The organism is Sphingomonas sp. IC-56 (assembly GCF_021043375.1).
GTDB lineage: Bacteria > Pseudomonadota > Alphaproteobacteria > Sphingomonadales > Sphingomonadaceae > Sphingomonas.
Genome location: NZ_JAJNDV010000010.1, coordinates 71,612 through 97,349, shown reverse-complemented (window position 1 = coordinate 97,349; position 25,738 = coordinate 71,612). Strand labels below are relative to the sequence as shown.

Genomic DNA, 25,738 nt, shown 5'->3' with positions numbered 1-25,738 from the left:
GCAGGCTAACATGCTCAACGTCATGCATGCCGTTCTGAAACCGGTGGATTTGGCAGTTCAGCCGTTTCGCGGCAGAACTCGGCAGGCCCTTTAGGGGTTGGAGTCGCAACACGCTTTGCAAGGGCACGGGACGCTGCAACGATGAGCGAGGACGCGATCCTGCCGGAGGCGCCGGCGCGCAATGCTCGCCTGATCCAGTGGATGGTGATCGCGGCGGCGATCGGCACGCCGCTGCTGCTGGTCGTGATGACGGTGCTGGTGGGGCAGGGCTTCGACCGAACCGCTGCGCTGCGCCATGAACTCGCGCGCTCCTACGAAGCCCGCGCGGAGTTGCAGCATATCCTGTCGCTTCACCAGGATCTGGAAATCGGCCAGCGCGGCTATCTGATCACCGGCGACCGCCGTTTCCTGTCGCCCTATCTGGAGGCTGCAAGCCAGATCGATTCCGCCTTCGCCGCGCTTGACCGCACCATGCCGGCCGATGGGCGCTATCGTAACGAACTCGCCCAGCTTCGCCGCACCTCCCGCCTGGAGCGCGCCTTTGTCGACCAAGCCATTCACCTGAGCGGCAGCGGGTACCGCGGCACGGCCCAACGCTGGGTAGCGGAAGGCGCAGGCAAGCGCGCGATGGACACCATCCGCCTTCTGATAACGAAAATCTCGGAAGCGGAGCGGGTTTCCCTGGACCGGGCCACACGGAATGTGGAGGCCGCGCGCGTGCACCTGCGCACCACGACGTTCATGCTTCAGGGAATCCTGTTGGCGCTTCTTGCCGGGGCAGGACTGTTGGTCATGCGCAGCAACCGCGCGCGCGATCGCGCACGGCGCCGCCGCGACGACCTGGCCGCGCGGCAAGCGGCGATCTTCGACAGCGCCAGTGACGGCATGATCGTGCTCAACAGCAGCGGCAGCATCGAAAGCCTTAATCCCGCGGCCGCCCGCATGTTCGGCTACGCGCCAGAGGACTTGGTGCGCCGCGACATTGGTACCCTGTTCGAAGTCGCGCCCGACCGGGGTCGCATCGAAAGCTTTCTTTCCCGCCTCCAGGCGCGCCGCGGCCTGTCGGCCAATCCGATGCAGGAATTTGTCGGCCGCAGGCGAAACGACACGCTGTTCCCGCTAGAGGTATCGATCAGCACGGTGGCGCGGGAATACCGGCCGCTGTTCGTGGCGGTATGCCGCGATATCAGCGAAAGGCGCGAGATCGAGCGGATCAAGGGCGAATTCGTCGCCACAGTGAGCCACGAACTGCGCACGCCGCTCACCTCCATCGCCGGCTCGCTAGGCCTGGTCGCCGGGGGTGCGGCGGGCACCATCCCGCCCAAGGCCCTCCGGCTGGTTCAGATCGCCCAGAGCAACTCGACTCGACTGGTGCGCCTGATCAACGACATCCTCGACATCGAAAAGATCGAGGCGGGCCGCATGACGTTCGACATCAAGCCGGTCGAGCTTGGGCCCGCGCTGACGCGCGTGGTGCGCGACACCTCGGGCTTCGCGGCCGAATACAACGTCCGGATCGAACTGGAAGCGCCCTCTGTCGGCGCTGCGGTGCTCGCGGATGAGGATCGGCTGACGCAGGTGCTGACGAACTTGCTGTCAAACGCGGTGAAGTTTTCGCGGCCAGACGGTGTCGTACGTGTGCGGGTCTCGCCGCTAGACCGGCGCTTCCGGATCAGCGTTTCGGATCAGGGGGAGGGTATCCCCGAGGCGTTCCGCACGCGCATCTTCGGCAAGTTCGCGCAGGCTGACAATTCCGACACCCGCAACAAGGGCGGCACCGGCCTGGGCCTCAGCATCGTTCGGGAGATCGTCACGCGGCTGGGCGGGGCGGTGAGCTTCGACAGCACGCCCGGTGAGGGAGCGACCTTCCATGTCGACTTGCCGGCAACCGGTCACACGCGCGCCGCAGCAGTGGCCGAGCCGTGCAGCGCATCGCTGTCGGCGAAGCCTGCGATCCTCCATGTCGATGACGATCCGGACATGCTGCGCGTCCTGTCCAGCGTGTTCGAGGACCGCGCCGAGCTCTATTCCACCCCCAGCGTGGTCGAGGCGATCGCGGCGATCCGCCATCGCGCTTTCGATGCGGCGATCCTCGACATCGGCCTGGCCGATGGCAGTGGCCTTGAACTCGTGCCGCTGCTGCGCGACCGTAGCACCACAATGCCGATCATCGTCTTCACCGCGCAGGAAGTGGAGCCCGGCCAGGTCGCCGGTGCCGACCTGGTGATGGTCAAGTCGCGGGCCAGCATGGACCAGTTGGTGGCAAAGGTGCTGGCCATCATCAACCAACAGCGGAGCGTCGAGGGGGAATGACTCGAGTCCTGTATGTGGACGACGAAGCCGATATTCGCGAAGTCGCGCAGATGTCGCTTGAACTGGATCCGGACTTCGAAGTGCGCCCCTGCGCCTCGGGGCCCGAAGCCATTGCAGTGGCTGCGGCATGGCGGCCCGACCTCATCCTGCTCGATGTGATGATGCCGGAGATGGACGGCCCCACGGTCTTCGCCTGCCTGCAAAAGGATCCTGCCACGGCGGGGATCCCGGTGGTATTCATAACCGCCCGCACCCAGGAGGCCGAAGTGCGCGGCTTCCAGGCGCTGGGTGCAGTCGGCGTGCTCGCCAAGCCCTTCGACCCGATGACGCTGGCAACGCGCGTGCGCGAGTTCCTCGAGTGACCGAGTTTGTGCAGCGGATGGAGGCCCTGCGTCGGCGCTTCATCGATCAGGTGGAGGAAGAGGCTGCGCAGATCGAGCGCCACGCCGTGGCGGGCGAATGGAGCGACGTGCGCAACCTTAGCCACCGCTTAGCCGGCCGTGCCGGCATGTTCGGCTTTTCAGGGCTGACCGACTTCGCGCGAACCCTGGAAGAAGCGGTGGATGCCGGCGCTCCATCGGAACAGCTTCGGCAGCTCGCCGCCGAACTGGTCCGCCGCCTGCGTACCGTCGAGGACTGACGCCACTGCGTTCGGATGCCGATCATATGAAGAAACGGGGAAAGCCTGCTTCGCCGGTCAAATGCCCTAGCAAAAACAAGCTGCAATGGTCGGGGCGATAGGATTCGAACCTACGACCCCTGGACCCCGAGACCAGTGCGCTACCAGACTGCGCCACGCCCCGACACATTGCAGGGTGGTGCCCCTAGCGGGGGGTTGCGCGACGATCAAGCTAAAAACGACGGACATGCGGGCTTCATCCCGGCCGCAGACGGTCCTGCAGGGCCAGCGCATCCGCGGTCGCCGCGCCGCTCGCGGTGTTGTCGAATATGACCCAGCACTGCTCCGCAGCGGCTGCCCGGGCGGCTTCCTCCCACTGCGCCAGCGCGGCGGCATCGTAGCTCGACCAATAGATGCGCGGGCTGCCATGCAGGCGGAAATAGGCGAGACCCGTCCAGCCTCCTGGCGTGGCGGCTTGGGGCACGCGGGCGGGATCGGCGGCGGCTCTGGCGACGCGATGTTCCGCCAGCAGCGCGTCGGCTTCGGGGTCGAACCAACTGGCATGACGCGGCTCACACACGAGCTGCGCGTCCGACGCCTCGCGAAAGTCATGCAGGAAGCGCGCCACCACTGCCGCGTCAAAGGCAAGCTTGGGCGGCAGCTGGAGCAGGACGGGCCCGAGTTTAGCGCCAAGCCCCGCGGCCTGATCGAAGAAGGCCGCCAAGGGTCCCGCGCAATCCTGAAGCCGCGCCTCATGGCTGATCGCCTTGGGCAGCTTTACCGCGAACCGAAAATCATCACCCACGGCCTCTGCCCAGCGCGCGTACACGTTTCGCCGATGCGGCCGGTAAAAGCTGGTGTTGATCTCAACCGCGTCGAAGCACCCTGAATAGCGGGCGAGATTGCTCGAACCATCGGGAAACCGGTCGCGCACACTGCGGGGGAGGGCCCACGCGGCCGTGCCGATGCGGAACTGCTTGACCATCGGCCATGCAATCCCTCGCGCCGCCTTGCGGTTCCGGACGGGAGGGTAGGGCCGGCTCCGCATAGGGAGGAAAGGGAGCCGGCCCTGAGAACAACCGCTAGAGGGGGGAAGCAGCGTCTCTGGAACCTTGTTACCCCCGTCGGGCCATCTTCGCTGCTCGGGAGATAGACGGCCCGGGTTTGTGCGTATCCGCTCGGCAACCTCTTCGCAGGGACGCTTCGCCCTGCTAACGCGCGACGATCATGGCCACCGAACTCTCCAAGATCCGCAATTTCTCGATCATCGCGCATATCGATCACGGCAAGTCGACACTCGCCGACCGGCTGATCCAGCGCACCGGCGGCCTCACCGAGCGCGAGATGAGCGCCCAGGTGCTCGACAACATGGACATCGAAAAGGAACGCGGCATCACCATCAAGGCGCAGACCGTGCGCCTGGAATGGAAGGGCCATGTCCTCAACCTGATGGACACGCCGGGTCACGTCGATTTCGCCTATGAGGTCAGCCGCAGCCTGGCCGCGTGCGAAGGCGCGCTGCTGGTCGTCGACGCGGCGCAAGGCGTCGAAGCTCAGACGCTCGCCAATGTCTACCAGTCGATCGAGCACGACCACGAGATCATCCCGGTCATCAACAAGATCGATCTTCCCTCCGCCGAGCCCGAAAAGGTGCGCAACGAGATCGAGGAGATCATCGGCATCGACGCGTCCAACGCGGTGCTCGCCAGCGCCAAGTCGGGCATCGGCATCGAAGAGATTCTGGACGCCATCGTCGAGCGCATCCCCGCGCCCAAGGGCGATCCCGACGCGCCGTTGAAGGCGATGCTGGTCGACAGCTGGTACGATCCGTATCTGGGCGTCGTGATCCTAGTCCGCGTGATCGACGGGACGATCAAGAAGGGCCAGCAGATCAAGTTCATGGCCGCGGGCACCACCCACCTGATCGATCGTGTCGGCGCGTTCCGCCCCAAGATCGAGCAGCTGCCCGACCTCGGCCCAGGTGAAATCGGCTTCATCACCGCGCAGATCAAGGAAGTGGCGCAGGCCCGCGTCGGCGACACACTGACCGACGCCAAGCGCCCGACCGCGCAGGCGCTGGAGGGCTTCAAGGAAGTCCAGCCGGTGGTGTTCTGCGGCCTGTTCCCCGTCGACGCCGCGGACTTCGAGAAGCTGCGCGAATCGATTTCGAAGCTGCGCCTCAACGACGCGTCTTTCTCGTTCGAGATGGAAACGTCCGCGGCGCTCGGCTTCGGTTTTCGCTGCGGTTTCCTGGGGCTGCTCCACCTGGAGATCATCCAGGAGCGGCTGACCCGCGAATATGACCTCGACCTGATCACCACCGCCCCATCGGTGGTCTACAAGCTCAAGCTGACCAAGGCGGCCGGCGAAGCCGCAGCGCGCGAGATCGAGCTGCACAATCCGGCTGACATGCCCGATCCCAACCGGATCGAGATGATCGAGGAACCGTGGATCAAGGCGGTGATCTACGTCCCCGACGAATATCTGGGCAGCATCCTCAAGCTCTGCCAGGATCGCCGCGGCATTCAGCGTGACCTGACCTATGTCGGCGGCCGTGCGCAGCTGACCTACGAACTGCCGCTCAACGAAGTCGTGTTCGACTTCTACGATCGCCTGAAGTCGATCAGCCGCGGCTATGCCAGCTTCGACTATGAGCAGATCGGCCACCGCGAAGGCGATCTGGTTAAGATGAGCATCCTGGTCAACAACGAGCCCGTCGACGCACTGTCGATGATCGTCCACGCCTCCACCGCCGAAAGCCGCGGGCGCGGCATGTGCGAGCGGCTGAAGGACCTGATCCCACGCCACCTGTTCAAGATCCCGATTCAGGCGGCGATCGGCGGCAAGGTGATCGCGCGCGAGACCATCGCCGCGCTGCGCAAGGACGTGACCGCCAAATGCTATGGTGGCGACATCAGCCGCAAGCGCAAGCTTCTGGAAAAGCAGAAGGAAGGCAAGAAGCGGATGCGCGAATATGGCTCGGTGCAGATCCCGCAGGAAGCCTTCATCGCCGCGCTTCGGATGGGCGAAGAATAACATGCGCGCGCTCGCGCTGGCGGCATTGCTGACCACCGCCGCAGCGCCCGCGCCCTCTGGTTTCGACGTGATCGTCCTCGGCGCGCGCGGCGGGATCGAGGACGGCAATCTCAGCAGCTACCTGATCCAGCCCCAGGGGGATCCGCGCGGCGTCACCTGTGACGCCGGCACGCTGGTCCAGGGCCTCCGCGTCGCTGAGGCCAAGGGGGCCTTCAAGGATGTACGGGTGCCGGCGGGTGAGGGGCTCAGCCGCGTCGGCTATGTCCTCAAGCACGACATCCAGGGCTATCTGATCAGCCACCCGCATCTCGACCATCTTTCTGGCCTCATCATCGCTTCGCCTGATGACGCGGCCAAGCCGATCTACGCGCTTCCCTCAGTCAACGAAGAGATTGCGCGCAGCTATTTCCGCCCGGGCCCGTGGAGCAACTTCACCGATCGCGGCGCCGAGCCGCGCCTGGGCAAATACCATGTCGAGGACCTGAAGCCCGCCACGCCCATGCCGCTCGCCGGTACTGCGATGAGCGTCACGCCGTTTCCTCTGGCGCATGGCGGCATGGAATCGACGGCCTTCCTGGTCGAGCATGGCTCCGACGCGTTGCTCTGTTTCGGCGACACCGGGCCCGACGCGGTGGAGAAGACCGACAATCTCCAGCGGGTGTGGTCCGCGGTCGCCGAGCGGGTGCGAACCAAGCGTCTGAAAGCGATCGTGATCGAAGTATCCTTCGCCAATGATCGCCCCGACGACAAGCTGTTCGGCCACCTCACGCCCCGGCACTTGCTGACCGAACTGCGCAAGCTGGAAGCGGTCGCCGGCAAAGGCAGCCTTAAGGGCATGCCGATCGTCGTCTCCCACATCAAATACGCGCTGACCGACATTCAGCCCCAGGCGCAGATCCTGTCGGAGCTGAACGCCGGCAACGATCTCGGCGTCCGCTTCCTGATCCCCGAACAAGGGCAGCGCTTCCGCTTCTGAGCCGAACGCTTTCAGCAAACTTGTTCCCCGGCGAAGGCCGGGGCCCAGTTGCCGTGTAGGTGTCGGAGCGGGTCAGCGCCGCCTTGACGACGTAGCAACTGGGTCCCGGCCTCCGCCGGGGAACCCGATGAACCGCAAAAGAAAAGGGGCGGGACATTCGCATGTCCCGCCCCCAAACTTCACACCAATCGGTCGATCAGAAGCGGATATGTCCGCCCGCCGACAGGACAATGGCCCGGGCGTTTTCGAGGGTACCGTTGGTGACGATCGGCGTCTGTACGGGCGTTCCCGCATAAGCTGCGGTCACGCGGTCGATCGTGGTGTCCTCGAAGTCGACATAGTTGGCGCTGAGGTCCAGGCCGAAGCGCTCGTTCACCTGATAGGATGCGCCCACGCCATAGTTCCAGCGGTCCGAATCCGGCACGCGCGCGTCGCGCTCGCCGTCGCGGGTCGGGGTGGTGGCGTGCTGTACACCGGCGCGGAAGGTGAAGCTGGGCGACACGGCATAGTCGAAGCCGCCTGCCAGGCTCCAGCTGTCCTTGTAGTTCTCGGGGATCGCCTGGTTGATCGGCGCACCCAGGCGGATCGCGTCGAACTTGCTCCACTGGTAATTGATCGCCTGGGCGTTCAGCGTGAGCTTGTTGCTGACATTGAAGCGGCCGGCGACGATCGCCTGGGCCGGCGTGTAGAAGCTGGCTTCCGCGTCCTCGATCGTGCGGTTTTGCCCAGCGAGCGGCCCCAGCAGCCCGCTCACCTCAAGCTCACCGTTCAGCGTGTGCTTGATCGCCGACTTGTAGCTGAAGCCAATCGTGGCGACTTCGTTGTGCATCTGGAAACCGGCGGTCCAGCCGAAGTCCCAGCCATTGCCCTTCAGTTCCTGACGGCCGTCGGCCAGCGCCGGCGACAGGTTGGGCAGCGCGTTGCTCAGGCTCGCATCGGTATATTCGATGTTGGCGCCACCGCCGACGCGCAGCCAGTCGGTCACCGCCACTGCGATCGACGGCTGGATGTCGATAGTCAGCAGCTTAGTGCGGTCGGCGCTGTAGCGCGCCCAGCTATCGCTGGCATAATCGGTGGTGAAGCTGAACGGCGAGGTGACAGCGAGACCCACTGCAACGCGCTCATTGAGCGGCACCGCGATCGCGCCAGCCGGCAGCACGCCGTTGTTGATCGGGTTGCTCGACACCTGCTCGCCGCCGATCGGCGCGAACGCCTGGCCCGGGCGGCGGATCACCGTGCCGTTGTTGCGGACGTCGCCCTTGGGCAGGATCAGCGTGGCCGACAGCACCGCGTCACCCTCGGTCGCCCCGCCGATCGCCGCCGGGTTCCACCAAAGTGACGCTGCGCCGGTATCTGCCGCTTCACCGGAGAAAGCACGGCCTGCGGCGCGGGTGGACTGTTCCTGAAGGTAGAATGCCTGGGCATGGGCGACGCCGGCAGAACCGAACAGGGCGACGGCTGCCGACGCGCTCGCCAGCAGGGTGGTACGATTGAACATGGGAAACCCCTTTATACTCTGGATACTGTAAGTTTATGTGCGTGCGCTCAGCGCACCCGCGTCCACGTCTGGGTCTTGCAGAACGGCTTGAACACGCAGCCGCGCAGCTTCAGCGCGTTGGGACCTGCCGGCGTCACGTCGGCGGTGTAGGTCTTGCCGTCCTCGGCATTGTAGATCTTGCCGCCGGTCCAGGCGTTGCCGCTCTGGGTAAAGCCGCTCAGGATCTGCAGGCCGCGAAGGTTGCGGTTGCGCAGGTTCGCGTCCTTGTTGTTCGCGTCCTTCAGGTTGGGATTGGTGCGCAGTGCGTCCGAACTGACCAGCCGGCCACAGATCGACGGGCCACAGCGCTGGATCTCGATGATCCCGCCGCGTGTCTCTGCCTTCCACCGGCCCAAGACCGACTCTGCCGACTGCTGCGGCGCCACTGCCAGGGCCACTGCTACAAGCGAAAACAGCATGTACTCTCCTTGTTCCGCAAGCCGCCCTTCGAAATGAAAGGTCGGCCAGGGGTTTTTGTCGGACGCGGCCCTTAGCCATCTACCTCGCGCGTGGGAACAGCGATCCGGCTGCTAAGTTCCACTGTGAGGCTTTCCGGCAGATGAACATCGCCCGCTCGGACGCGCTTTATTTACATGTTTGTCGGTAAGCCAGGATTTCCTAGTCCGGATCGCGCTGCAATTTGCCGTCGCTCCCCTGCAACATCCAGTAGCTCGACCAGCGCTGGACGCGGGGCAGGATGACCCAGGTCAGCAGCGCGGTGAGGATGGGGGAGGTGATGCACAGCTGCACGATCGGCGGCAGCCCGGGCAGCATCGTGCGCACGCTGGTATTCAGCACCAGCAGGACAGGTAGCACCGAAGCCCAGACGATCAGGAACCGCTTCCATTTGCGCGCGGTGGCTTCGCTGGGCACCGTGAAGCACAGCGCCCTTCCGGTCCCATGTTGCACAAGCGCGGCCGAACAGGGCCTGCGTTCCTCGCACAGCTTCCGGTACGTTTCGGAGCGTCGCCACGCGTCGAGATCTGTCTGGCTCTGAAAGCTGGATATGAAGTGATGGATCGCCGAAGCCTGCTCGAGCCGAAGCGTGCCGCCATGTCCCTCCGCCTGCTCCAGCGCTTTCAGGTACGCCTCCACCCAGCGATCGAACTGCTCTGTACGCGCCGGGTGAATGGCGAAGCTTTCCACAAGCGTGGCGGGGGTCTGCATCGCTGCACAACGCGCTGATGCAGGCTCCGGGCGCAGCATTTGTTGGGATGCGATCCGTCCCGGCAATGGCTCGGATCGTCCTGCGAGTGAACAAAACGTGGATTTGGTGCTTACATAGGTGACTCGAATAGTCAGGAGATACTGAATGACGAAGTTCGCATCGATTGCGGTTGCCGCGCTGGGCGCCGCCCTGCTGCCTGCCGCAGCCCATGCGCAGACCGCGCCCGCACCGGCGGCTGCGCCCGCTCCCGCAGCGGCACCTGCGGCCCAGACTGCTCCCACCACCGGCGCGACCGTGTATGACGGTTCGGGCGTCGAAGTGGGCAAGATCGAGGGTATCAGCGGCGGCAACGCCGTGGTGTTCACCGGCACCAACCGCGCCACCATTCCGCTCACCAGCTTCGGCACCAGCCCCAAGGGCCCGACGCTTGGCATGACAAAGGCCGAGCTTGATGCCGCCGCGACACAGGCCGGCGCAGCCGCCGCGCAGGAGATCCGCTCCAAGATCGTCGCCGGCGCCCCTGTGCACGGCACCGCCGGCGCGGTTCTTGCCACCGTTCGCCAAGTGAATGGCGATCAGGTCGTGCTCGCCACGGCCAAGGGCAGCGCCGTCAGCGTGCCGATCGCCGGCATCGGCTCCAACGAACAAGGCCTGTTCGTCAGCATGACCCAGGCCGAATTCGACGCGGCGGTGGCGGCAACAGCTCCCGCCAAGACCACCAAGAAGTAAGCCGCTTCAGCCGCAGGTCTCCGGGCCTGCGGCTGCTGCATTTACCAAATCTAAGGCGCCTTCGGGCAAGTCTTCGCCCTGTCAGGACCAGCGGGTCTGGTTGGGGGAGACGTTGATGAACCGGCTGCCGTTGATCGCGCCGCAACCGCCACGGTTGAGCGGCATGGCCGCGCAGCTGCGTGCGATCGAGCATCGCGGCATCTATTCCAATGGCGGCCCGGTGGTGCGCGGTTTCGAAGCTGACGCGACTGCCCAGCTGTTCGGGGACAAGGGCGACTGCCTCGCCGTCGCCAACGCCACGCTCGGGCTGATGATCGCTATTCGCCAAGCCGCCGGTCCGCGCGCCGGCACCGGCGCCTTTGCGCTGATCCCTGCCTTCACCTTCGCCGCCACGGCCCATGCCGCGCTCTGGGCCGGGCTTACCCCGCTGCTGTGCGACATCGACCCACAGGACTGGGCGGCCTGTGCGCAGGCGGAGGCGAGAGCGTTCGACCGCTATGGCGACCGCATCGCCGTGGTCGTACCCTATGCCACCTTCGGCGCCGGCATCGAGCTTGATCGCTACCGCACCTATGCCGACCGCGGTGTCGGCGTGGTGGTCGACGCCGCCGCCTCGCTGGGCGCGCGGGATGCCGCAGGACGCCAGTTCGGCACCGATGCGCCTTTCGCCATCGTATATTCGATGCACGCGACCAAGGTCTTTGCCACGGCCGAGGGCGGGCTGATCCACTCGGGCAATCCCGCTCTGATCGACGAGCTGCGGCGCATGACCAATTTCGGCTTTGCCGGTGCGCGCTCGGCCGAAGGGCCCGGGCTCAACGCCAAACTGCCCGAAGTGCTGGGCCTGCTCGCGTCGGAACGGCTGCACGCACTCGACAGCGTGGCTGCGCACCGCATGCGCTTGGACGCTGTCTACCGTGAGCGGCTGGGCGCGTTCGCCGCCGAGAACGGCTTCGAGTTCCAGCACCTGCGCGGCACCCAGCCCGCGCTCCAGTTCCAGTCGGTGCTGCTGCCGCGCGCTTTTGCCGGCCATCGCCGCGCCATCCTGCGCATGCTCGACGAAGCCGGCATCGGCGCCGGCCAGTATTTCAGTCCGCATCTGGGCGAGCAGCCCTGGTTCCGTGCGCATGGGGTGGCCGAGCCGCTGCCCGTCACCGAGGATGTCGCCGCGCGCATGCTTTCCTTGCCGGTCACGGACAGCATGACCGAAGCCGATGTCGAGCGCGTCTGCGAGACGCTGATCGACGCCTGCGTTCGCTCGGGCCTTCACGGGCTTGGCCGCGAACGCCGCGGCAGCTTCGTCCACGCCGCATTGGTGGTCGGCGGGGGCCCGGCCGGCACCGCGCTGCTCACCGCCGCCAGCAAGTCGGGCGCGCTGCTTCCGCTCGCCGCCAGCGGCCTTGCTGTGGTGGAGCGCGACGCCGTGCTCGGGCGCGGCGAACTGGGCAGCTATGCCATCACCTCCGACAGCACTGCCGAGACCTTCCTGACCGCCGTGAAGGGCAATGCGCACGCAAGCATCGCCGGCCTCACCGAGCATCATGCCGGCCGCGAAGTGGCGGGGTATGCCGGGAAGCTCGGCGTGCCGCTCGCCCGCACCACGCCCTTGCTCGAAGCCACAGGCGCGCAACTCGCCAGCCTCGTCGCGGAAAATGGCGGCGTGATCGCCACCCGCAGCGAAGTGCTCGACGCGCGTCAGGCACCGGACGGCACCTGGTCGGCCCGCGTCCGCAATCTGGTCACCGGGCAGGAACGCGTGATGCGCACCCGCAGCCTGGTGATCGCCACCGGCGGCCACCAGTCGCCCGACGAACTCCGGGCCGAACCGGTTGCCGGCATGTCGCTGGGTGACCTCGCCGGCGACCGGCTGATGCCCGGCGACGCGTTCCTGCGAATCGGCGGGCTCGAGCAACTCCGTGCCCGTATCGCCGACATCCGCGCCCCCCGCATCGCCGTCGTCGGCGGCTCGACCAGCGCGCTCGCTGCCGCCTGCCTGCTCCTCAAGGCATGCCCCGCACTGCCGCTCGGTGCCGGCGCGCTCGCGCTGTACCACCGCCGCCCGCTGCGCCCCTTCTACCCCTCGGTCGAGGCCGCACACGCCGATGGCTTCACCGACTTCGGCCCGCAGGACATCTGCCCCCTGAGCGGCTTCGTCTATCGCCTGGCCGGCTTCCGCCTCGAAGCGCGCGAGCTGGTGCTGCGCATGCTCGGCATCGGCGGCCGCGCGCCCGATCCGCGCATGGCGCTCCGCCAGATCAGCCAGCACGATGAGGCAGTGATCCGCGCCGAACTCGCGCAGGCCGATGTGGTGATCGGCGCGCTCGGCTACCGCCCCCGCGCGCTCCCGCTATATGACGCCGCCGGCGCCCGCATCGCGCTCGCCGCCGACAGCGGCAGTCGCCCTCGTCTTGTCGATCAGCAATGCCGCGTGATCGACGCACAGGGCAGGGCGGTCCCCGGCGTCTACGGCATCGGCCTCGCCTCGGGTCATGTCCCCGACGGCAAACTCGGCGGCGAAGCCAGCTTCAGCGGCAAGGCGAACGGCCTATGGCTGTGGCAGAACGATATCGGCCAGATGATCGTCGACCAGCTGCTGGACCGAAGCGCCCGGGCTGCTGCGTGACACTGCCGCCGACCGTCTCGGTCGTGATGGCGGTCTATAATGGCGCCGTCCATCTTCCCGAGACCCTGAAGAGCCTCCAGGCACAGACGCTGACCGACTGGGAGCTGATCGCCGTCGACGACTGCTCGCGGGACGACAGCGTCGCCGTGCTGGAGCGCTTCGGCGACTCGCGTATCCGCGTGATCTGCTCGGCCGAGAATGGCGGCCCCGTGGTCGCCCGCAATCGGGCCTTTGCCGAAGTCCGCGGCCGCTATGTCGCCGGCCTCGATCAGGATGACCTCAGCCTGCCCGAACGCTTCGCCAAACAGGTCCCGTTCCTCGACCGCTACCCCGACACTGTCCTGGTCAGCACCGCTGCCGACCTGCTGGTCGACGGCAAGCGGCAGCCCGGGCAATGGCCGCGCCCCTTGAGCCGCGCGCGCATCGACTGGCTGATGCTGATCCGCAATCCGATTGCCTGGTCCTCGGTCATGTTCCGCGCCGACGCCGCACGCCGGCTCGACCCGTTCGAGCGCCCCGAGCGCCGCTATGTCGAGGATTTCGACCTGTACCAGCGCCTGCGCGCGCATGGCCGCATCGACCAGATCGACGAAGTGCTGATGCTCTACCGCGTCCACCCCGGCGGCGCGTCGCAGGTTTATACGGACACCATGATTGCGCATGCCGAGGATGTGCTGCGCGATCGCCACCGTGCGCTGCTGGGGGAGGGCGCACCCGACATCGCCCGGCTGCTGGTCCGGCACGTCATGGATGGCGTGCCCGTGCCCGATCGCGCCACGCTCGACCTGCTGTTCGGCACGCTCACCAGCTTGCGCGACACCCTGCTCGCCCAGCACAGCTACAGCGACGCCGAACGCGACTACATGAACGGCGAACTCGGCAGCCTCTGGTGGCAAGTCACCCGCACCGCAGTCCGGGCAGGCACGCTGGGGCTCCATCACAGCCTCACGCAAGGCCGCCCACGCCCGGCGTTCAAGCAACTCCCCGACCTGCTCGCAAGCCAAGCCATCGGCACAGCCAGGCGCCTGAAGATCCTCCCCGGCACGGGGAGGGGGACCGCCGCCAAAGGCGGTGGTGGAGGGAGCTCTCCGCCTAGGTAAACTTTGCGGAAGGCATCCACCGGCGACCGCGCAAAGATCCTCCCCCGGAGGGGGAGGGGGACCGCTCGCGCGGCGAGTGGTGGAGGGGTGTTGGCCGCGGGCTGAGTCGCTTGTGGAGACTACCCCTCCACCAAGCTGCGCTTGGTCCCCCTCCCCTCCGGGGGAGGATTGTTGGCGCACACCACTCCCACGGCCACGAGTTCCCCGGCGAAGGCCGGGGCCCAGCTCCGGCACAGCCTCGACGGCGCTCAGCCCTCGAATACACCCGCAGCCGAAGCCAAAAACCCTACTCCGCCCGTGCGAACTTCGTCGTAAGCCAGGTTGGCAACACCGAAGCAGCCGCCATCTTCACTGCGGACAGATGCGGCGCCACCACATGATCGCGCCCCTTCATCATCGCCTCGTACCCGATCTCCGCGACATGTGCCGGATCGGCCTTGGGCTCCTTGGCGGTGATCGAATCCGGATCGACCCCCGCACGCTCGAAGAAGTCGGACTGCGTCAGATCCGGCATCAGCGCGGTCACGCTTACGCCCGTACCGGCAAGCTCCTCGCGCAACGCCTCGGCGAAAGCATACAGGAACGCCTTGGTCGCCGAATACACCGCTAGCTTGGCGGATGGCCCAAGCGCCACGACCGAGGACGTGATCAGCACGCGACCCGATCCCCGCTGCACCATGGCGGGCAGGAACAGCTTGGCCGCGAGTACGGTGGAGATGTTGTTGACCTGGATACCCTCCAGCTCCAGCTTCCAGTCGGTTTCACCGACGAACTTGCCCCACGCGCCGGAACCTGCGTTCAGCACTAGATAGTCGATCGCCTCGCCATGTTCCTGCGCCTTGGCGAACAGCCGCGCGCCGCCGTCGTTTCCGGCCAGGTCGATGCTCCACGCAATCACTTCATGCGCGCCGCTGCCGCGCAGGTCGTCCGCGGCGCGGGCCAGCTTGGCTTCGTCCTTGCCGACGATGATCACGCGGCGGTGCGCCTTGGCAAAGCAGCGGGCAAGCTCCAGCCCGATGCCGCTGGACCCTCCGGTCACGAGCGCGGTCTGGACTGCGGGAACTTGGTTGATGGTCATGGGACTCTCCGTTCGCCACTCCAACCAACCACAAGCCTCTCGGTTCACTCCACGCGCCGGGTTGCCCCGCCTGCAAGCCATGCGCCATAGCTCTGAAATGTTGGTCAACCGCAGAAGCCTTCTTGCCGGCATCGGCACCCTTGCCCTTGCGCGTCCCGCGCGCGCTGCCGGTTCCGCGCCGCTGGTGCTCGCCGCAGCCAGCCTTCAGGAATCGATGAACGCCGTTGCCGACGCGTGGGCGGGCAGGGGGCATGCCCGCCCGGTGCTCTCCTTTGCCGGCTCCTCCGCACTCGCGCGCCAGATCGTTTCGGGCGCCCCGGCAGACCTGTTCCTGTCCGCGGACGAACCCTGGATGGACTATGTCGCGCAGCGTGGCCTGCTGGTCCCGGGCACGCGCGCGCCATTCCTCGGCAACCGCCTGGTCGTCGTCCAGTCCGCCGCCGCGCCGCGTATTGCCGCGAACATCCCGCTGGCGCGCGTGCTGCGCCAGGGCCGCATCGCCATGGCCGATGTGGAGGCGGTACCCGCCGGCAAATATGGCAAGGCCGCGCTCGAACGCCTGGGCTTGTGGGCCAGGGTATCGCCCCGCGTCGTGCGCGCCGAGAATGTCCGCGCTGCGCTGGCGCTGGTGGAACGTGGGGCGGCGGAGTGGGGCATCGTCTATGCCACCGACGCGCGCGCGTCGCAGCGCGTCCGCGCCTTTCGCATGTTCCCGGCCGGCAGCCACCCGCCGATCCGCTATCCGCTCGCGCGGCTCAAAACGTCGCGCAGCCCCGATGCCGAGCCGCTGCGGCGCTTCCTGCTCTCGAGCGAGGGCAAGGCGATCTTCGCCAGGTTCGGTTTCCAGCCGCTGTGATGCAGCTCTCGCCACAGGAGTGGGGGATCGTCGCGCTGTCGCTCAGGGTCGCCGGCGCCGCCGTGTTCTCCGCGCTGCCGGTCGCCTTTGCGCTCGCCTATCTGCTCGCGCGCGGGCGGTTCCCGGGCAAGGTGCTGATCGACGGCATCGTCCACTTGCCGCTGGTCGTCCCACCGGTGGTGACCGGCTGGCTGCTGCTGCTCGCCTTCGCGCCCGCGGGACCTGCGGGGGCGTGGCTTGCCAAGTGGCTGGGGGTCAGCGTCATGTTCCGCTGGACCGGCGCCGCGCTCGCCGCCGCCGTCATGGCACTGCCGCTGATGGTGCGTGCCATGCGCCTGTCGATCGAGGCGGTCGAGCCGCGCCTGGAGCAGGCCGCGCGCACGCTGGGGGCAGGGCGCCTGCGCGTGTTCTGGACGATCACCCTGCCGCTCAGCCTGCCCGGCATCATCGCGGGTCTCGTGCTCGGCTTTGCCCGCGCGCTGGGCGAGTTCGGCGCCACCATCACCTTCGTCTCCAACATTCCAGGGGAGACCGAGACGCTGCCGCTCGCCATCTATTCCGCGCTCCAGGTGCCGGGCAGCGAGGCGCTGGTGCTGCGCCTCGCGCTGATCTCGGTGGTGCTGGCGCTTGGCGCGTTGATCCTTTCGGAACTCCTCGCCCGCCGATCGAACCGAGGCCTTCATGTCTTTTGACGTCGATGTCACCGCGCGCATCGGCACGGCGCTGGTGACCTGCGTCATCCCGCCCGCGCCAGGGCTGACCGTGCTGTTCGGCCCATCGGGCGTCGGCAAGACCAGCGTGCTCCACATGATCGCTGGCTTGCGAAAGCCCGACCACGGCCATGTCCGTGTCGGCGACACTTTGCTGTTCAACTCCGTCAAGCGCGTGAACCTGCCGCCACATCGCCGCCGCGCCGGCTATGTCTTTCAGGAGCCGCGCCTCTTCCCGCATATGCGGGTGCGTGCCAACCTGCTCTACGGCTATCGCAAGGGGGAGGGCAGCATCGACGTGGACGATACCATCGCGCTGCTCGGCCTGGAACCGCTGCTCGACCGTTGGCCGCGCGGGCTCTCCGGCGGCGAGGCCCGCCGCGTCGCGATCGGCCGGGCGCTGCTCTCCAACCCGCGCTTCCTGCTTCTGGACGAGCCTTTATCCTCGCTCGACCGCGGCCGCCGCGAAGAGATCATGGGCCTGATCGAGCGGGTCCGCGACACCCTGGCGCTCCCCATCCTGCTCGTCACGCACGACCCCAACGAAGCACGCCGCTTGGGCAACCGGATCGTCGAACTCTAAGCCGCCGCCGCTGCCGCCAGCAGCGCGGCCAGCGACCGGTTCATCGGCGCATCGATCCCGTGCCGCTCGCCCAGCCGCACGATCACGCCGTTGCGGGCGTCCAGCTCCATCGGCCGCTTGGCCAGGAAGTCGGCATGGAGCGAGTTCACCGACTGCGGATGCGCCCGCGTCGTCCACACGACGATCCGGTCGGCCAGGCTGTCGGGCAGCGTCGCCCCCTCGGCCCGGCCGACGGCGATGCACTCGCGCACCAGCATGCGCATCACCTCGGCGGTGCCCGGATCGTTCGCCACTTCCGCCGCGCGCAGGGTGATCGCGCTGACGATCCCCGAACAATTGATCGCCAGCTTGCGCCACGCCGCGGTCAGCCAGTCGGGCGTGGTCTGCGCGTCGAGGATCGTGCCGGCGAACAGCTGCACGAACGCAGCGCCCGCTTCACCTTCGGGCACCAGGATGGTGCCGTCGCGCCGCTGCACGATCCGCCCCGGCGCAGTGCGCTCGACCGGCAGGTCGATGATCACCGGCACCGTGCGCTCGCGCGGGACGCTGGGAAAGCGCGACAGATGCTCCACCCCGTTCTGGATCACCGCCAGCCGCGTCTCCGGCCCGATCAGCCCGGGCAGCCACGCCGCCGCGCCCGCGCAGTCATAGGTCTTGGTCGCCGCCAGCACCCAGTCGACCGGCTCGGCCTGCGCGGGGTCGGTCAGCACGGCGGGCGCGGCGCGGATCACACCGGCAGGCGTCTCCACCTCCAGATCGTCGAGCCCGCTGCGCACGCACAAGGTCACCTGGTGCTCGCCGTTCTGCGCAAGCCATGCGGCCAGCGTCCCGCCGATCGCCCCGGCGCCAATCACTGCAATACGGATCATCGCGGCGGCTTAAGCCAGCCGCGCTCAGCGCGCCAGCGGCGAGCCGTCATATCCCGCCAACAGCGCCGCCACGTCCGCATAGACCGCGATCGCGCCCGCCTCCCGCAGCACATCTTCGCCGAACCCGCCCGACAACAGCCCGACCGCGTCGATCCCGCACGCCTTGGCCGCCTGCACGTCATAGGGCGTGTCGCCGATCACCAGGCAGTCCGCCGCCGCCACCCCAGCCTTACGCACTGCGGCGGCAAAGATGTCGGGGTCGGGCTTGGAATGTTCGACATCGTCCTTGCCGGTGGCAAAGGCGATCAGGCCCTTCGCACCCAGCAGTTCGACATAATGGTCGATGTCCTCGCTCCCCGCCGAAGAGGCGAGCACCACCTGACGGCCGTCCTGCGCGACCCGCGCCATCAGATCGCGCGCGCCGGGGAAGGGGTGGATTCGATCACGATACTGCTCCCGGAAGGCATCGCCCTGCGCCTTGCCCAGCGCTTCCACCGCATCCGCGCCCAGTTCGGGCAGCAGCGCCGGCACCAGATTGTCGCCGCCCTTGCCGATCTGCCCGTGGATTTGCTCGGTGGTGATGGCATGGCCCGCCTCGCGAAACGCTACTTCCCACGCCGCCACATGATAATCGTTGCTGTCCACCAGCGTGCCGTCGAGGTCGAACAGAACAGCTTGAAGCGGCATGATATTCTCCGAAAAGGGCAGGCGCACCTAACGCGCCCCCACGTGGTTCGTTGCCGCGGCCGCCAAGGCCCGCTGCGCAACGCAAAAGGGGCGAGCCGTTGCCGGCCCGCCCCTTTCGGACGAAACTTGTTCGGATTACTGGTCCGAAGTCGAGTCGCTGGACGACGAGAAGCTGTCGGTGACGCTGCTCAGAAGGCCGTCGGTGCTGGTGTCGAGGTTCAGCGCGTTGTCCGAAGAACTGGCGTCGACATTGCCGTCTTCATCCGCCGAATAGCTGTCGTTCGAAGACGAAGCGTCCAGGCCGACCGTGCTGGTCAGGTCGCCCATGAAGTCGCTGCTGTTGCCGGTGCCTTCGCTCGACGAAGCGTTCTGGTCGCCGCCGAAGATGTCGCTGAGAGGACCCATATCAAATCTCCTAGATCGTCAGGGTTTTACTTCATGCACCCTGTGGAACACGACGTAAAAACCTCCCATCACGTGAAGATGTTCCGCAGTGATTAACCGCGTTCACTGCGTAAGCCGCGAATAAGTCAGGCGGAAAACCTGTTACGGATCGCCAACAGCCCACCGTTTCTGCCGTTTCTCAGCCGATGTCGGCAAAGCTTCAAAGAAAAAGTGAGACGTCACCGCACCGCGTTGCACGCAATCGGCACCACGAACGCTCCCGCATTCAGCGCTGCCAGCTATCCCGCTCGGCCAGCACCTGCGCCACTTCCTCCATATGGTCAGTGCCCCATTGGCACAGCGGCGCCAGTGCCTGCGCCAGGCTGCGGCCCAGCGGCGTCAGCGCATAATCCACCCGCGGCGGCACTTCCTTGTAATCGGTGCGAACCACGATCCCGTCGCTTTCCAATTCCTTGAGCTGCTGGATCAGCACCTTGTCGCTGACGCCGCGCACCGCCCGCTTGAGCGCGCCATAACGGTTGGGCGCATCCAGCAGGAAATACAGGATCAGCGGCTTCCACTTGCCCGCGATCACCCGGAGCGTGACGTCCAGGCCGCAGGAAAAGCTCGGCGCGACGGGGAGCACTTCAGACATAATCAGGTACTTACCAAAAGGTGCATACTTGTCGATAGGTTTGTGGCTGGCCAGCTTTGCGTCACCCAAACAAGGAGACGACAAGATGAACAGGTTGAACGGCAAGACCGCGGTAGTGACCGGCGGCGGCAGCGGGATCGGCTTTGCCATGGCAGAGCGTTTCGTCGACGAGGGCGCCTTCGTGTTCCTCTTCGGTCGGCGCGGCGACGTGCTCGATGCCGCCGCGGCCAAGCTCGGCTCCCATGCCGCCGCCGTGCAGGGCTCGGCCAGCGATCTGGGCGATCTCGACCGGCTGTTCGCCGCGGTCTCCGCGCGCGGGGCCGGGCTCGACATCCTGGCCGCCAATGCTGGTACTGGCGAGCTGCTGCCGCTCGGCGAGATCACGCCCGAGCATTTCGACCGCACCTTTGACGTCAATGTGAAGGGCACACTGTTCACCGTGCAAAAGGGCCTGCCGCTGATGCGCGCCGGCGGGTCGATCATCCTCACCGGCTCCACCACCGGCGAGATGGGCACCCCCAGCTTCAGCGTCTACAGCGCGTCCAAGGCGGCGGTGCGCAACTTCGCGCGCAGCTGGGCACTCGACCTCAAGGGCACTGGCATCCGCGTCAACGTGGTCTCGCCCGGCCCGACGCGGACCGAACTGGCGCTCGATGTCATCGGCACGGAGAGCTTCGAGGCACTAGGCGCCTCCACCCCCATCGGCCGCCTCGGCGATCCCGCCGAAGTCGCGGCCGTCGCCGCCTTCCTCGCCTCAAGCGACAGCAGCTTCATGACCGGCGCCGAAGTCTTCGTCGACGGCGGCCTCGCCCAGATCTGACGGAGGTGCGCGAGGCGGGGTCTATAAAGGACACCGCCTCGCGGCTTCCCTATGCAGCAGGCTCTGCATTCAGCGTGTCGACGGAAGCAACGCGAAACCGCAGGCTGACGCGGCCACATGTGCGCAGGGTGCTGCTCATCTCCGCATCCGCACCCAAAGGCCCGGCAGATCTCAACCACCCAGTTCCCCGGCGAAGGCCCGGGCACAGCTGCAATGTGTTTCGTTGGTGGGGAAACCCTCTCGAGCTCCATAGCAACTGGGCCCCGGCCTGCGCCGGGGAACTGTAACTTGGCGCCCTCGCCAGCCGGTCACGAGGATGCCAACCCCCGCCAGCCAAGCGGCTGATCCCCCATCACCCACGCCACTGACCCTGAAAAATCCACACCAGTTCCCCGGCGTAGGCCGGGGCCCAGCTGCAATGCATCTGGTTGGCGCAGCGAGCCCTCGCAAGCTCCGTGGCAACTGGGCCCCGGCCTTCGCCGGGGAACTAGGCTTGTGTGCCTCCGAGTAAGTCGCCCTCGGGTTCCAATCACCTCCCCGATGGACCCGGTTTAGAACCACCATCTCCCAAAGAAAAACCGCCGCCCGGGCATCCCCGGACGGCGGTTCTTCATTTCAGCGCCTTAGCAACCGAACAGGGAGTTCTCACTCCTTGTTCAGATACTCGCCGGCGTCCGCGTCGGTGCCGTGGCCGCTGGGGACCACGCTTGCCAGCGCGTCGTCACCGGTGCCGGTGTCCTCGCGCGGCGTGCGGGCGTTTTCCGCTGCACGCTGCTGCTCGGCCGAATCCGGCGCGATGATCGCTGCACCCTGCATCGCGCGCTGGGCCACGCGGAGCGCGGCGTCACGCGACGAGGCTGCGACACGCAGGCGGTTCATGCCTGCGCCGGTGCCGGCCGGGATCAGGCGGCCCACGATCACGTTTTCCTTCAGGCCGAGCAGGGTGTCCTGCTTGCCCTGGACCGCCGCCTCGGTGAGGACGCGGGTGGTCTCCTGGAACGACGCCGCCGAGATGAAGCTGCGGGTCTGCAGCGACGCCTTGGTAATGCCGAGCAGTACCGGCTTGCCCTGTGCATGGGCCTGGCCCGGCTGGAGCTTGGCATTCTCGGCGTTCATCTCGTCGCGATCGACCTGCTCGCCCTTCAGCAGCGTGGTGTCGCCGCCTTCGGTGATCTCGACCTTTTGCAGCATCTGGCGAACGATCACCTCGATGTGCTTGTCGTTGATCTTCACGCCCTGGAGTCGATACACTTCCTGGATCTCGGCGACGAGATACTCGGCGAGCGGCTCGACACCCAGCGTTTCCAGGATGTCGTGCGGGTTGGGTGAGCCGCCGATCAGGTTGTCGCCACGCTTGACGTAGTCGCCTTCCTGAACGTCGATCACCTTCGACTTGGGCACCAGATACTCCACGACATCGCTGCCGTCCTCGGGCATGATCCCGATCTTGCGCTTGGCCTTGTAGTCCTTGCCGAACACGACGCGGCCCGAAACCTTGGCGATGATCGCCGCTTCCTTCGGGATACGTGCTTCGAACAGCTCGGCAACGCGCGGCAGACCGCCGGTGATGTCGCGGGTCTTGGCGGACTCGCGCGCCACACGGGCCAGAACGTCACCGCCCTGCACCGTGGCACCGTCTTCGACCGACAGCACCGCGCCGGGCGACAGCATGTAGCGGGCGGCTTCGCCTGCTGCATCGCCGGTCAGCGTCAGACGGGGACGAAGGTCCTCCTTCTTGGCTGCACCGCCGCGGTTTTCAGTGACGACGCGCTGGGTGATGCCCGTCGCTTCGTCGGCCTGCTCGGTCAGCGTCTTGCCGTCGATCAGGTCCTGGTACTTCACGACACCGCCGGTTTCGGTGATCACCGGCATGGTGAACGGATCCCATTCGGCCATCCGGTCGCCCGCGCTGATGATGTGGCCATCGTCCACGGTGACGTAGGCACCATAGGGGATGCGATCGACCGAGAGCTCGCGGCCGTCCATGTCGACGATCGCGATTTCGCCCGAACGGCTCAGCACCACGCGGCGGCCGCGCTGGTCGAGAATCACGCGCAGGTCGCGATACTCCACCGTGCCGTCCACCGGCGCTTCCAGGTTCGACTGCTCGTTCAGCTGTGCCGCACCACCGATGTGGAAGGTACGCATGGTCAGCTGCGTGCCCGGCTCACCGATCGACTGTGCCGCGATGACGCCGACGGCTTCACCGATGTTCACCGGCGTACCGCGTGCCAGGTCACGGCCATAGCACTTGCCGCACACGCCGATCTTGGCTTCGCAGACCAGCGGGCTGCGGATCTTCATGCCAGGCACGTTGAGTGCTTCGATCGTCGTGATCATCGCCTCGTCGAGCAGCGTGCCCGACGGGATGACGACCGTGCCGTCCTTGTCGACCACGTCCTCGGCCGTGGTGCGGCCCAGGATGCGCTCGCCCAGCGACGCGATGGTCGAGCCGCCCTGCAGGATGGCCTTCATCTCCAGCGCGCGCTCGGTGCCGCAATCGTCTTCCATGACGACGCAGTCCTGCGACACGTCGACCAGACGGCGGGTCAGGTAGCCCGAGTTCGCCGTCTTGAGTGCCGTGTCGGCCAGGCCCTTACGGGCACCGTGGGTCGAGTTGAAGTATTCAAGAACGGTCAGACCTTCCTTGAAGTTCGAGATGATCGGCGTCTCGATGATCTCGCCCGACGGCTTGGCCATCAGGCCGCGCATGCCGGCCAGCTGCTTGATCTGCGCCTGCGAACCGCGGGCACCCGAGTGGGCCATCATGTAGATCGAGTTGATCGGCTTCTCGCGGCCGGCGTCGGGGCCGTCCGTGAAGTGCTTCACAGCCTTGATCTCGTCCATCATGGCGCTCGCCACCTGGTCCCCGCAACGGCTCCAGGCGTCAATCACCTTGTTGTACTTCTCCTGCTGCGTGATCAGACCGTCCTGATACTGCTGCTCGTAATCCTTCACGAGCAGACGGGTCTCATCGACGGTCGCGTCCTTCGACGCCGGGATGATCATGTCGTCCTTGCCGAACGAGATGCCGGCCTTAAACGCGTGACGGAAGCCTAGTGCCATGATCGCGTCGGCGAACAGCACGGTCTCCTTCTGACCGGTGTGACGATACACCTCGTCGATCACGTCGCCCACGTCCTTCTTGGTCAGCAGGCGGTTGACGGTCTCGAACGGCACCTTGTGCGACTGCGGCAGCGTTTCGCCCAGCAGCATGCGGCCCGGCGTCGTCTCGTAGCGCTTGAGGTACTGCTTGCCGTTCTCGTCGGTCTGCGGAACGCGGCTGGTGATCTTGGTGTGCAGCGTGACGGCACCGGCCTGGAGTGCCTGGTGCACCTCGGCCATGTCGCCCAGCAGCATGCCTTCGCCCGGCTCGCCCTGCTTCTCCAGCGAGAGATAGTAGAGGCCCAGCACCATGTCCTGCGACGGCACGATGATCGGCTTGCCGTTTGCAGGGGACAGGATGTTGTTCGTCGACATCATCAGCACGCGCGCTTCCAGCTGCGCTTCAAGGCTCAGCGGAACGTGGACGGCCATCTGGTCACCGTCGAAGTCGGCGTTGAACGCCGAGCAGACCAGCGGGTGAAGCTGGATTGCCTTGCCTTCGATCAGCACCGGCTCGAACGCCTGGATGCCCAGACGGTGAAGCGTCGGCGCGCGGTTCAGCAGAACCGGGTGCTCGCGGATCACTTCGTCCAGGATGTCCCAGACTTCCTTGCGCTCCTTCTCGACCCACTTCTTGGCCTGCTTCAGGGTCATCGACAGACCCTTGGCGTCGAGACGGGCATAGATGAACGGCTTGAACAGCTCGAGCGCCATCTTCTTGGGCAGGCCGCACTGGTGCAGCTTGAGCTCAGGACCGGTCACGATGACCGAACGGCCCGAATAGTCGACGCGCTTACCCAGAAGATTCTGGCGGAAGCGGCCCTGCTTGCCCTTGAGCATGTCGGACAGCGACTTGAGCGGACGCTTGTTGGCGCCCGTGATCGTGCGGCCGCGGCGGCCGTTATCGAACAGCGCGTCGACGGCTTCCTGGAGCATGCGCTTTTCGTTGCGGACGATGATGTCCGGCGCACGCAGTTCCATCAGGCGCTTCAGGCGGTTGTTACGGTTGATCACGCGGCGATACAGATCGTTCAGATCCGAAGTCGCGAAGCGGCCACCGTCCAGCGGCACCAGCGGGCGCAGCTCGGGCGGAATCACCGGCACCACGTCCAGGATCATCCACTCAGGACGATTGCCCGAATCGATGAAGCTCTCGACGACCTTGAGGCGCTTGATGATCTTCTTGGGCTTCAGCTCCGACTTGGTCGTCGCCAGCTCTTCCAGAAGGTCCTTGCGCTCACCCTCGAGGTCGAGGTCCATGAGCATGATCTTGACCGCCTCGGCGCCGATGCCGGCCGAGAACGCGTCCTCGCCATATTCATCCTGCGCGTCGAGCAGCTCGTCCTCGGTCAGCAGCTGGAACTTCTCCAGCGGCGTCAGGCCCGGCTCGGTGACGATGTAGCTCTCGAAATACAGCACGCGCTCGAGCTGCTTCAACTGCATGTCGAGCAGCAGGCCGATGCGGCTGGGCAGCGACTTCAGGAACCAGATATGCGCAACCGGTGCGGCCAGTTCGATATGGCCCATGCGCTCGCGGCGCACCTTCGACACCGTGACTTCGACACCGCACTTTTCGCAGACGATGCCCTTGTACTTCATGCGCTTGTACTTGCCGCACAGGCACTCGTAATCCTTGATCGGACCGAAAATGCGCGCGCAGAACAGGCCGTCACGCTCGGGCTTGAACGTGCGATAGTTGATGGTTTCCGGCTTCTTGATCTCGCCGAACGACCAGGAACGGATGCGGTCCGGGGACGCGATGCCGATCTGGATCTGGTCAAAGGTCTCCGGCTTGGCGACCGGGTTCGCGAAGTTGGTAAGTTCGTTCATTTTGTTTTCCTCATGGGAGGATAAATCTCTGGACGGGCAGGGGAGGGAGCAGCGGCTTCA

22 protein-coding genes and 1 tRNA gene are annotated in these 25,738 nt (G+C 66.3%); 12 read left to right on the top strand and 11 right to left on the bottom strand.

Annotated features, from left to right (window positions below):
* Positions 1-141: 141 nt before the first annotated feature.
* The 3 genes from LQ953_RS13730 to LQ953_RS13720 are packed head-to-tail and all read left to right on the top strand — an operon-like array spanning position 142 to position 2,953.
* On the top strand, positions 142-2,313 hold the full coding sequence (locus LQ953_RS13730; RefSeq protein WP_231031475.1) for an ATP-binding protein: 2,172 nt from the start codon (positions 142-144) through the stop codon (positions 2,311-2,313).
* Positions 2,310-2,675 carry a response regulator gene (locus LQ953_RS13725; protein ID WP_269141492.1) on the top strand — a complete coding sequence of 122 codons (366 nt, stop codon included), beginning with the start codon at positions 2,310-2,312 and terminating at the stop codon, positions 2,673-2,675. Before LQ953_RS13730 ends, LQ953_RS13725 begins: the two co-directional genes overlap by 4 nt.
* Positions 2,672-2,953: an Hpt domain-containing protein gene (locus LQ953_RS13720; RefSeq protein WP_231031474.1), complete on the top strand. Its 282-nt coding sequence runs from the start codon at positions 2,672-2,674 to the stop codon at positions 2,951-2,953. Before LQ953_RS13725 ends, LQ953_RS13720 begins: the two co-directional genes overlap by 4 nt.
* A gap of 86 nt (positions 2,954-3,039) precedes the next feature.
* Here the strand turns inward: LQ953_RS13720 and LQ953_RS13715 are convergent.
* Both LQ953_RS13715 and LQ953_RS13710 read right to left on the bottom strand, forming a co-directional pair.
* Positions 3,040-3,116, bottom strand: a tRNA-Pro gene (locus LQ953_RS13715).
* A 72-nt stretch (positions 3,117-3,188) separates the two neighbouring features.
* Positions 3,189-3,917 (bottom strand): DUF72 domain-containing protein, encoded by a 729-nt coding sequence (locus LQ953_RS13710; protein ID WP_231031473.1) that lies wholly within the window; start codon positions 3,915-3,917, stop codon positions 3,189-3,191.
* A 242-nt stretch (positions 3,918-4,159) separates the two neighbouring features.
* On the opposite strand from LQ953_RS13710, the gene lepA reads away from it, so the two are divergent.
* Both lepA and LQ953_RS13700 read left to right on the top strand, forming a co-directional pair.
* Positions 4,160-5,968 (top strand): translation elongation factor 4, encoded by a 1,809-nt coding sequence (gene lepA, locus LQ953_RS13705; RefSeq protein WP_231031472.1) that lies wholly within the window; start codon positions 4,160-4,162, stop codon positions 5,966-5,968.
* 1 nt (position 5,969) lies between these two features.
* Complete coding sequence (locus LQ953_RS13700; protein ID WP_231031471.1) at positions 5,970-6,944, top strand: MBL fold metallo-hydrolase; 975 nt, start codon at positions 5,970-5,972, stop codon at positions 6,942-6,944.
* Between the two features lie 196 nt (positions 6,945-7,140).
* Here the strand turns inward: LQ953_RS13700 and LQ953_RS13695 are convergent, their stop codons facing one another.
* The 3 genes from LQ953_RS13695 to LQ953_RS13685 all read right to left on the bottom strand — a co-directional run bounded on the left by LQ953_RS13695 (position 7,141) and on the right by LQ953_RS13685 (position 9,648).
* Positions 7,141-8,442, bottom strand: coding sequence for an OmpP1/FadL family transporter (locus LQ953_RS13695; RefSeq protein ID WP_231031470.1), 1,302 nt, complete (start codon positions 8,440-8,442; stop codon positions 7,141-7,143).
* A 47-nt stretch (positions 8,443-8,489) separates the two neighbouring features.
* On the bottom strand, positions 8,490-8,900 hold the full coding sequence (locus tag LQ953_RS13690) for a DUF2147 domain-containing protein (protein WP_231031469.1): 411 nt from the start codon (positions 8,898-8,900) through the stop codon (positions 8,490-8,492).
* 199 nt (positions 8,901-9,099) lie between these two features.
* Positions 9,100-9,648, bottom strand: coding sequence for a hypothetical protein (locus LQ953_RS13685; protein ID WP_231031468.1), 549 nt, complete (start codon positions 9,646-9,648; stop codon positions 9,100-9,102).
* 145 nt (positions 9,649-9,793) lie between these two features.
* Between LQ953_RS13685 and LQ953_RS13680 the strand changes: the two genes are divergently transcribed.
* The 3 genes from LQ953_RS13680 to LQ953_RS13670 all read left to right on the top strand — a co-directional run bounded on the left by LQ953_RS13680 (position 9,794) and on the right by LQ953_RS13670 (position 14,101).
* The gene (locus tag LQ953_RS13680) at positions 9,794-10,378 is read left to right on the top strand and encodes a hypothetical protein (protein ID WP_231031467.1); all 585 of its coding nucleotides are present in this window, start codon (positions 9,794-9,796) and stop codon (positions 10,376-10,378) included.
* Between the two features lie 115 nt (positions 10,379-10,493).
* Positions 10,494-13,001 carry a DegT/DnrJ/EryC1/StrS family aminotransferase gene (locus LQ953_RS13675; protein ID WP_231031466.1) on the top strand — a complete coding sequence of 836 codons (2,508 nt, stop codon included), beginning with the start codon at positions 10,494-10,496 and terminating at the stop codon, positions 12,999-13,001.
* The gene (locus tag LQ953_RS13670; protein WP_231031465.1) at positions 12,998-14,101 is read left to right on the top strand and encodes a glycosyltransferase family 2 protein; all 1,104 of its coding nucleotides are present in this window, start codon (positions 12,998-13,000) and stop codon (positions 14,099-14,101) included. The genes LQ953_RS13675 and LQ953_RS13670 overlap by 4 nt, the downstream gene beginning before the upstream one ends.
* A 286-nt stretch (positions 14,102-14,387) precedes the next feature.
* Here the strand turns inward: LQ953_RS13670 and LQ953_RS13665 are convergent, their stop codons facing one another.
* Positions 14,388-15,179, bottom strand: coding sequence for an SDR family NAD(P)-dependent oxidoreductase (locus tag LQ953_RS13665; protein ID WP_231031464.1), 792 nt, complete (start codon positions 15,177-15,179; stop codon positions 14,388-14,390).
* Positions 15,180-15,276: 97 nt separating this feature from the next.
* Here LQ953_RS13665 and modA point away from each other — a divergent pair, with 97 nt between their 5' ends.
* The 3 genes from modA to LQ953_RS13650 are packed head-to-tail and all read left to right on the top strand — an operon-like array spanning position 15,277 to position 17,328.
* Positions 15,277-16,035, top strand: a complete 759-nt coding sequence (gene modA, locus LQ953_RS13660) for a molybdate ABC transporter substrate-binding protein (protein WP_231031463.1) — start codon at positions 15,277-15,279, stop codon at positions 16,033-16,035.
* Positions 16,035-16,727: a molybdate ABC transporter permease subunit gene (gene modB, locus LQ953_RS13655; RefSeq protein WP_231031462.1), complete on the top strand. Its 693-nt coding sequence runs from the start codon at positions 16,035-16,037 to the stop codon at positions 16,725-16,727. Before modA ends, modB begins: the two co-directional genes overlap by 1 nt.
* Complete coding sequence (locus tag LQ953_RS13650) at positions 16,717-17,328, top strand: ATP-binding cassette domain-containing protein (protein WP_231031461.1); 612 nt, start codon at positions 16,717-16,719, stop codon at positions 17,326-17,328. Before modB ends, LQ953_RS13650 begins: the two co-directional genes overlap by 11 nt.
* Here the strand turns inward: LQ953_RS13650 and LQ953_RS13645 are convergent.
* The 4 genes from LQ953_RS13645 to LQ953_RS13630 all read right to left on the bottom strand — a co-directional run bounded on the left by LQ953_RS13645 (position 17,325) and on the right by LQ953_RS13630 (position 19,923).
* The gene (locus LQ953_RS13645; protein WP_231031460.1) at positions 17,325-18,197 is read right to left on the bottom strand and encodes a 2-dehydropantoate 2-reductase; all 873 of its coding nucleotides are present in this window, start codon (positions 18,195-18,197) and stop codon (positions 17,325-17,327) included. The two genes, LQ953_RS13650 and LQ953_RS13645, sit on opposite strands and share 4 nt — an antisense overlap.
* 24 nt (positions 18,198-18,221) lie before the next feature.
* On the bottom strand, positions 18,222-18,884 hold the full coding sequence (locus tag LQ953_RS13640; protein WP_231031459.1) for an HAD family hydrolase: 663 nt from the start codon (positions 18,882-18,884) through the stop codon (positions 18,222-18,224).
* Positions 18,885-19,019: 135 nt separating this feature from the next.
* On the bottom strand, positions 19,020-19,289 hold the full coding sequence (locus tag LQ953_RS13635) for a hypothetical protein (RefSeq protein ID WP_231031458.1): 270 nt from the start codon (positions 19,287-19,289) through the stop codon (positions 19,020-19,022).
* A 265-nt stretch (positions 19,290-19,554) separates the two neighbouring features.
* Entirely contained in the window at positions 19,555-19,923 is a 369-nt protein-coding gene (locus tag LQ953_RS13630) for a winged helix-turn-helix transcriptional regulator (protein WP_231031457.1), read from the bottom strand.
* An 85-nt stretch (positions 19,924-20,008) separates the two neighbouring features.
* Between LQ953_RS13630 and LQ953_RS13625 the strand changes: the two genes are divergently transcribed.
* A complete protein-coding gene (locus LQ953_RS13625) occupies positions 20,009-20,743 on the top strand; it encodes an SDR family NAD(P)-dependent oxidoreductase (RefSeq protein WP_231031456.1) in 735 nt (244 codons plus the stop codon).
* Between the two features lie 645 nt (positions 20,744-21,388).
* Here the strand turns inward: LQ953_RS13625 and rpoC are convergent.
* On the bottom strand, positions 21,389-25,678 hold the full coding sequence (gene rpoC, locus LQ953_RS13620; protein WP_231031455.1) for a DNA-directed RNA polymerase subunit beta': 4,290 nt from the start codon (positions 25,676-25,678) through the stop codon (positions 21,389-21,391).
* Positions 25,679-25,738: the final 60 nt, after the last annotated feature.

What these genes read in the sequence shown, in the direction of transcription:
- modA (WP_231031463.1), top strand. Translation starts at nt 15,277, where the DNA reads ATGTTGGTCAACCGCAGAAGCCTTCTTGCCGGCATCGGCACCCTTGCC.
- LQ953_RS13645 (WP_231031460.1), bottom strand. Translation starts at nt 18,197, where the DNA reads ATGATCCGTATTGCAGTGATTGGCGCCGGGGCGATCGGCGGGACGCTG.
- LQ953_RS13665 (WP_231031464.1), bottom strand. Translation starts at nt 15,179, where the DNA reads ATGACCATCAACCAAGTTCCCGCAGTCCAGACCGCGCTCGTGACCGGA.
- LQ953_RS13710 (WP_231031473.1), bottom strand. Translation starts at nt 3,917, where the DNA reads ATGGTCAAGCAGTTCCGCATCGGCACGGCCGCGTGGGCCCTCCCCCGC.
- LQ953_RS13730 (WP_231031475.1), top strand. Translation starts at nt 142, where the DNA reads ATGAGCGAGGACGCGATCCTGCCGGAGGCGCCGGCGCGCAATGCTCGC.
- LQ953_RS13650 (WP_231031461.1), top strand. Translation starts at nt 16,717, where the DNA reads ATGTCTTTTGACGTCGATGTCACCGCGCGCATCGGCACGGCGCTGGTG.
- LQ953_RS13680 (WP_231031467.1), top strand. Translation starts at nt 9,794, where the DNA reads ATGACGAAGTTCGCATCGATTGCGGTTGCCGCGCTGGGCGCCGCCCTG.
- LQ953_RS13700 (WP_231031471.1), top strand. Translation starts at nt 5,970, where the DNA reads ATGCGCGCGCTCGCGCTGGCGGCATTGCTGACCACCGCCGCAGCGCCC.
- LQ953_RS13685 (WP_231031468.1), bottom strand. Translation starts at nt 9,648, where the DNA reads ATGCAGACCCCCGCCACGCTTGTGGAAAGCTTCGCCATTCACCCGGCG.
- LQ953_RS13675 (WP_231031466.1), top strand. Translation starts at nt 10,494, where the DNA reads ATGAACCGGCTGCCGTTGATCGCGCCGCAACCGCCACGGTTGAGCGGC.
- lepA (WP_231031472.1), top strand. Translation starts at nt 4,160, where the DNA reads ATGGCCACCGAACTCTCCAAGATCCGCAATTTCTCGATCATCGCGCAT.
- LQ953_RS13630 (WP_231031457.1), bottom strand. Translation starts at nt 19,923, where the DNA reads ATGTCTGAAGTGCTCCCCGTCGCGCCGAGCTTTTCCTGCGGCCTGGAC.
- LQ953_RS13725 (WP_269141492.1), top strand. Translation starts at nt 2,310, where the DNA reads ATGACTCGAGTCCTGTATGTGGACGACGAAGCCGATATTCGCGAAGTC.
- rpoC (WP_231031455.1), bottom strand. Translation starts at nt 25,678, where the DNA reads ATGAACGAACTTACCAACTTCGCGAACCCGGTCGCCAAGCCGGAGACC.
- LQ953_RS13625 (WP_231031456.1), top strand. Translation starts at nt 20,009, where the DNA reads ATGAACAGGTTGAACGGCAAGACCGCGGTAGTGACCGGCGGCGGCAGC.
- modB (WP_231031462.1), top strand. Translation starts at nt 16,035, where the DNA reads ATGCAGCTCTCGCCACAGGAGTGGGGGATCGTCGCGCTGTCGCTCAGG.
- LQ953_RS13690 (WP_231031469.1), bottom strand. Translation starts at nt 8,900, where the DNA reads ATGCTGTTTTCGCTTGTAGCAGTGGCCCTGGCAGTGGCGCCGCAGCAG.
- LQ953_RS13640 (WP_231031459.1), bottom strand. Translation starts at nt 18,884, where the DNA reads ATGCCGCTTCAAGCTGTTCTGTTCGACCTCGACGGCACGCTGGTGGAC.
- LQ953_RS13635 (WP_231031458.1), bottom strand. Translation starts at nt 19,289, where the DNA reads ATGGGTCCTCTCAGCGACATCTTCGGCGGCGACCAGAACGCTTCGTCG.
- LQ953_RS13695 (WP_231031470.1), bottom strand. Translation starts at nt 8,442, where the DNA reads ATGTTCAATCGTACCACCCTGCTGGCGAGCGCGTCGGCAGCCGTCGCC.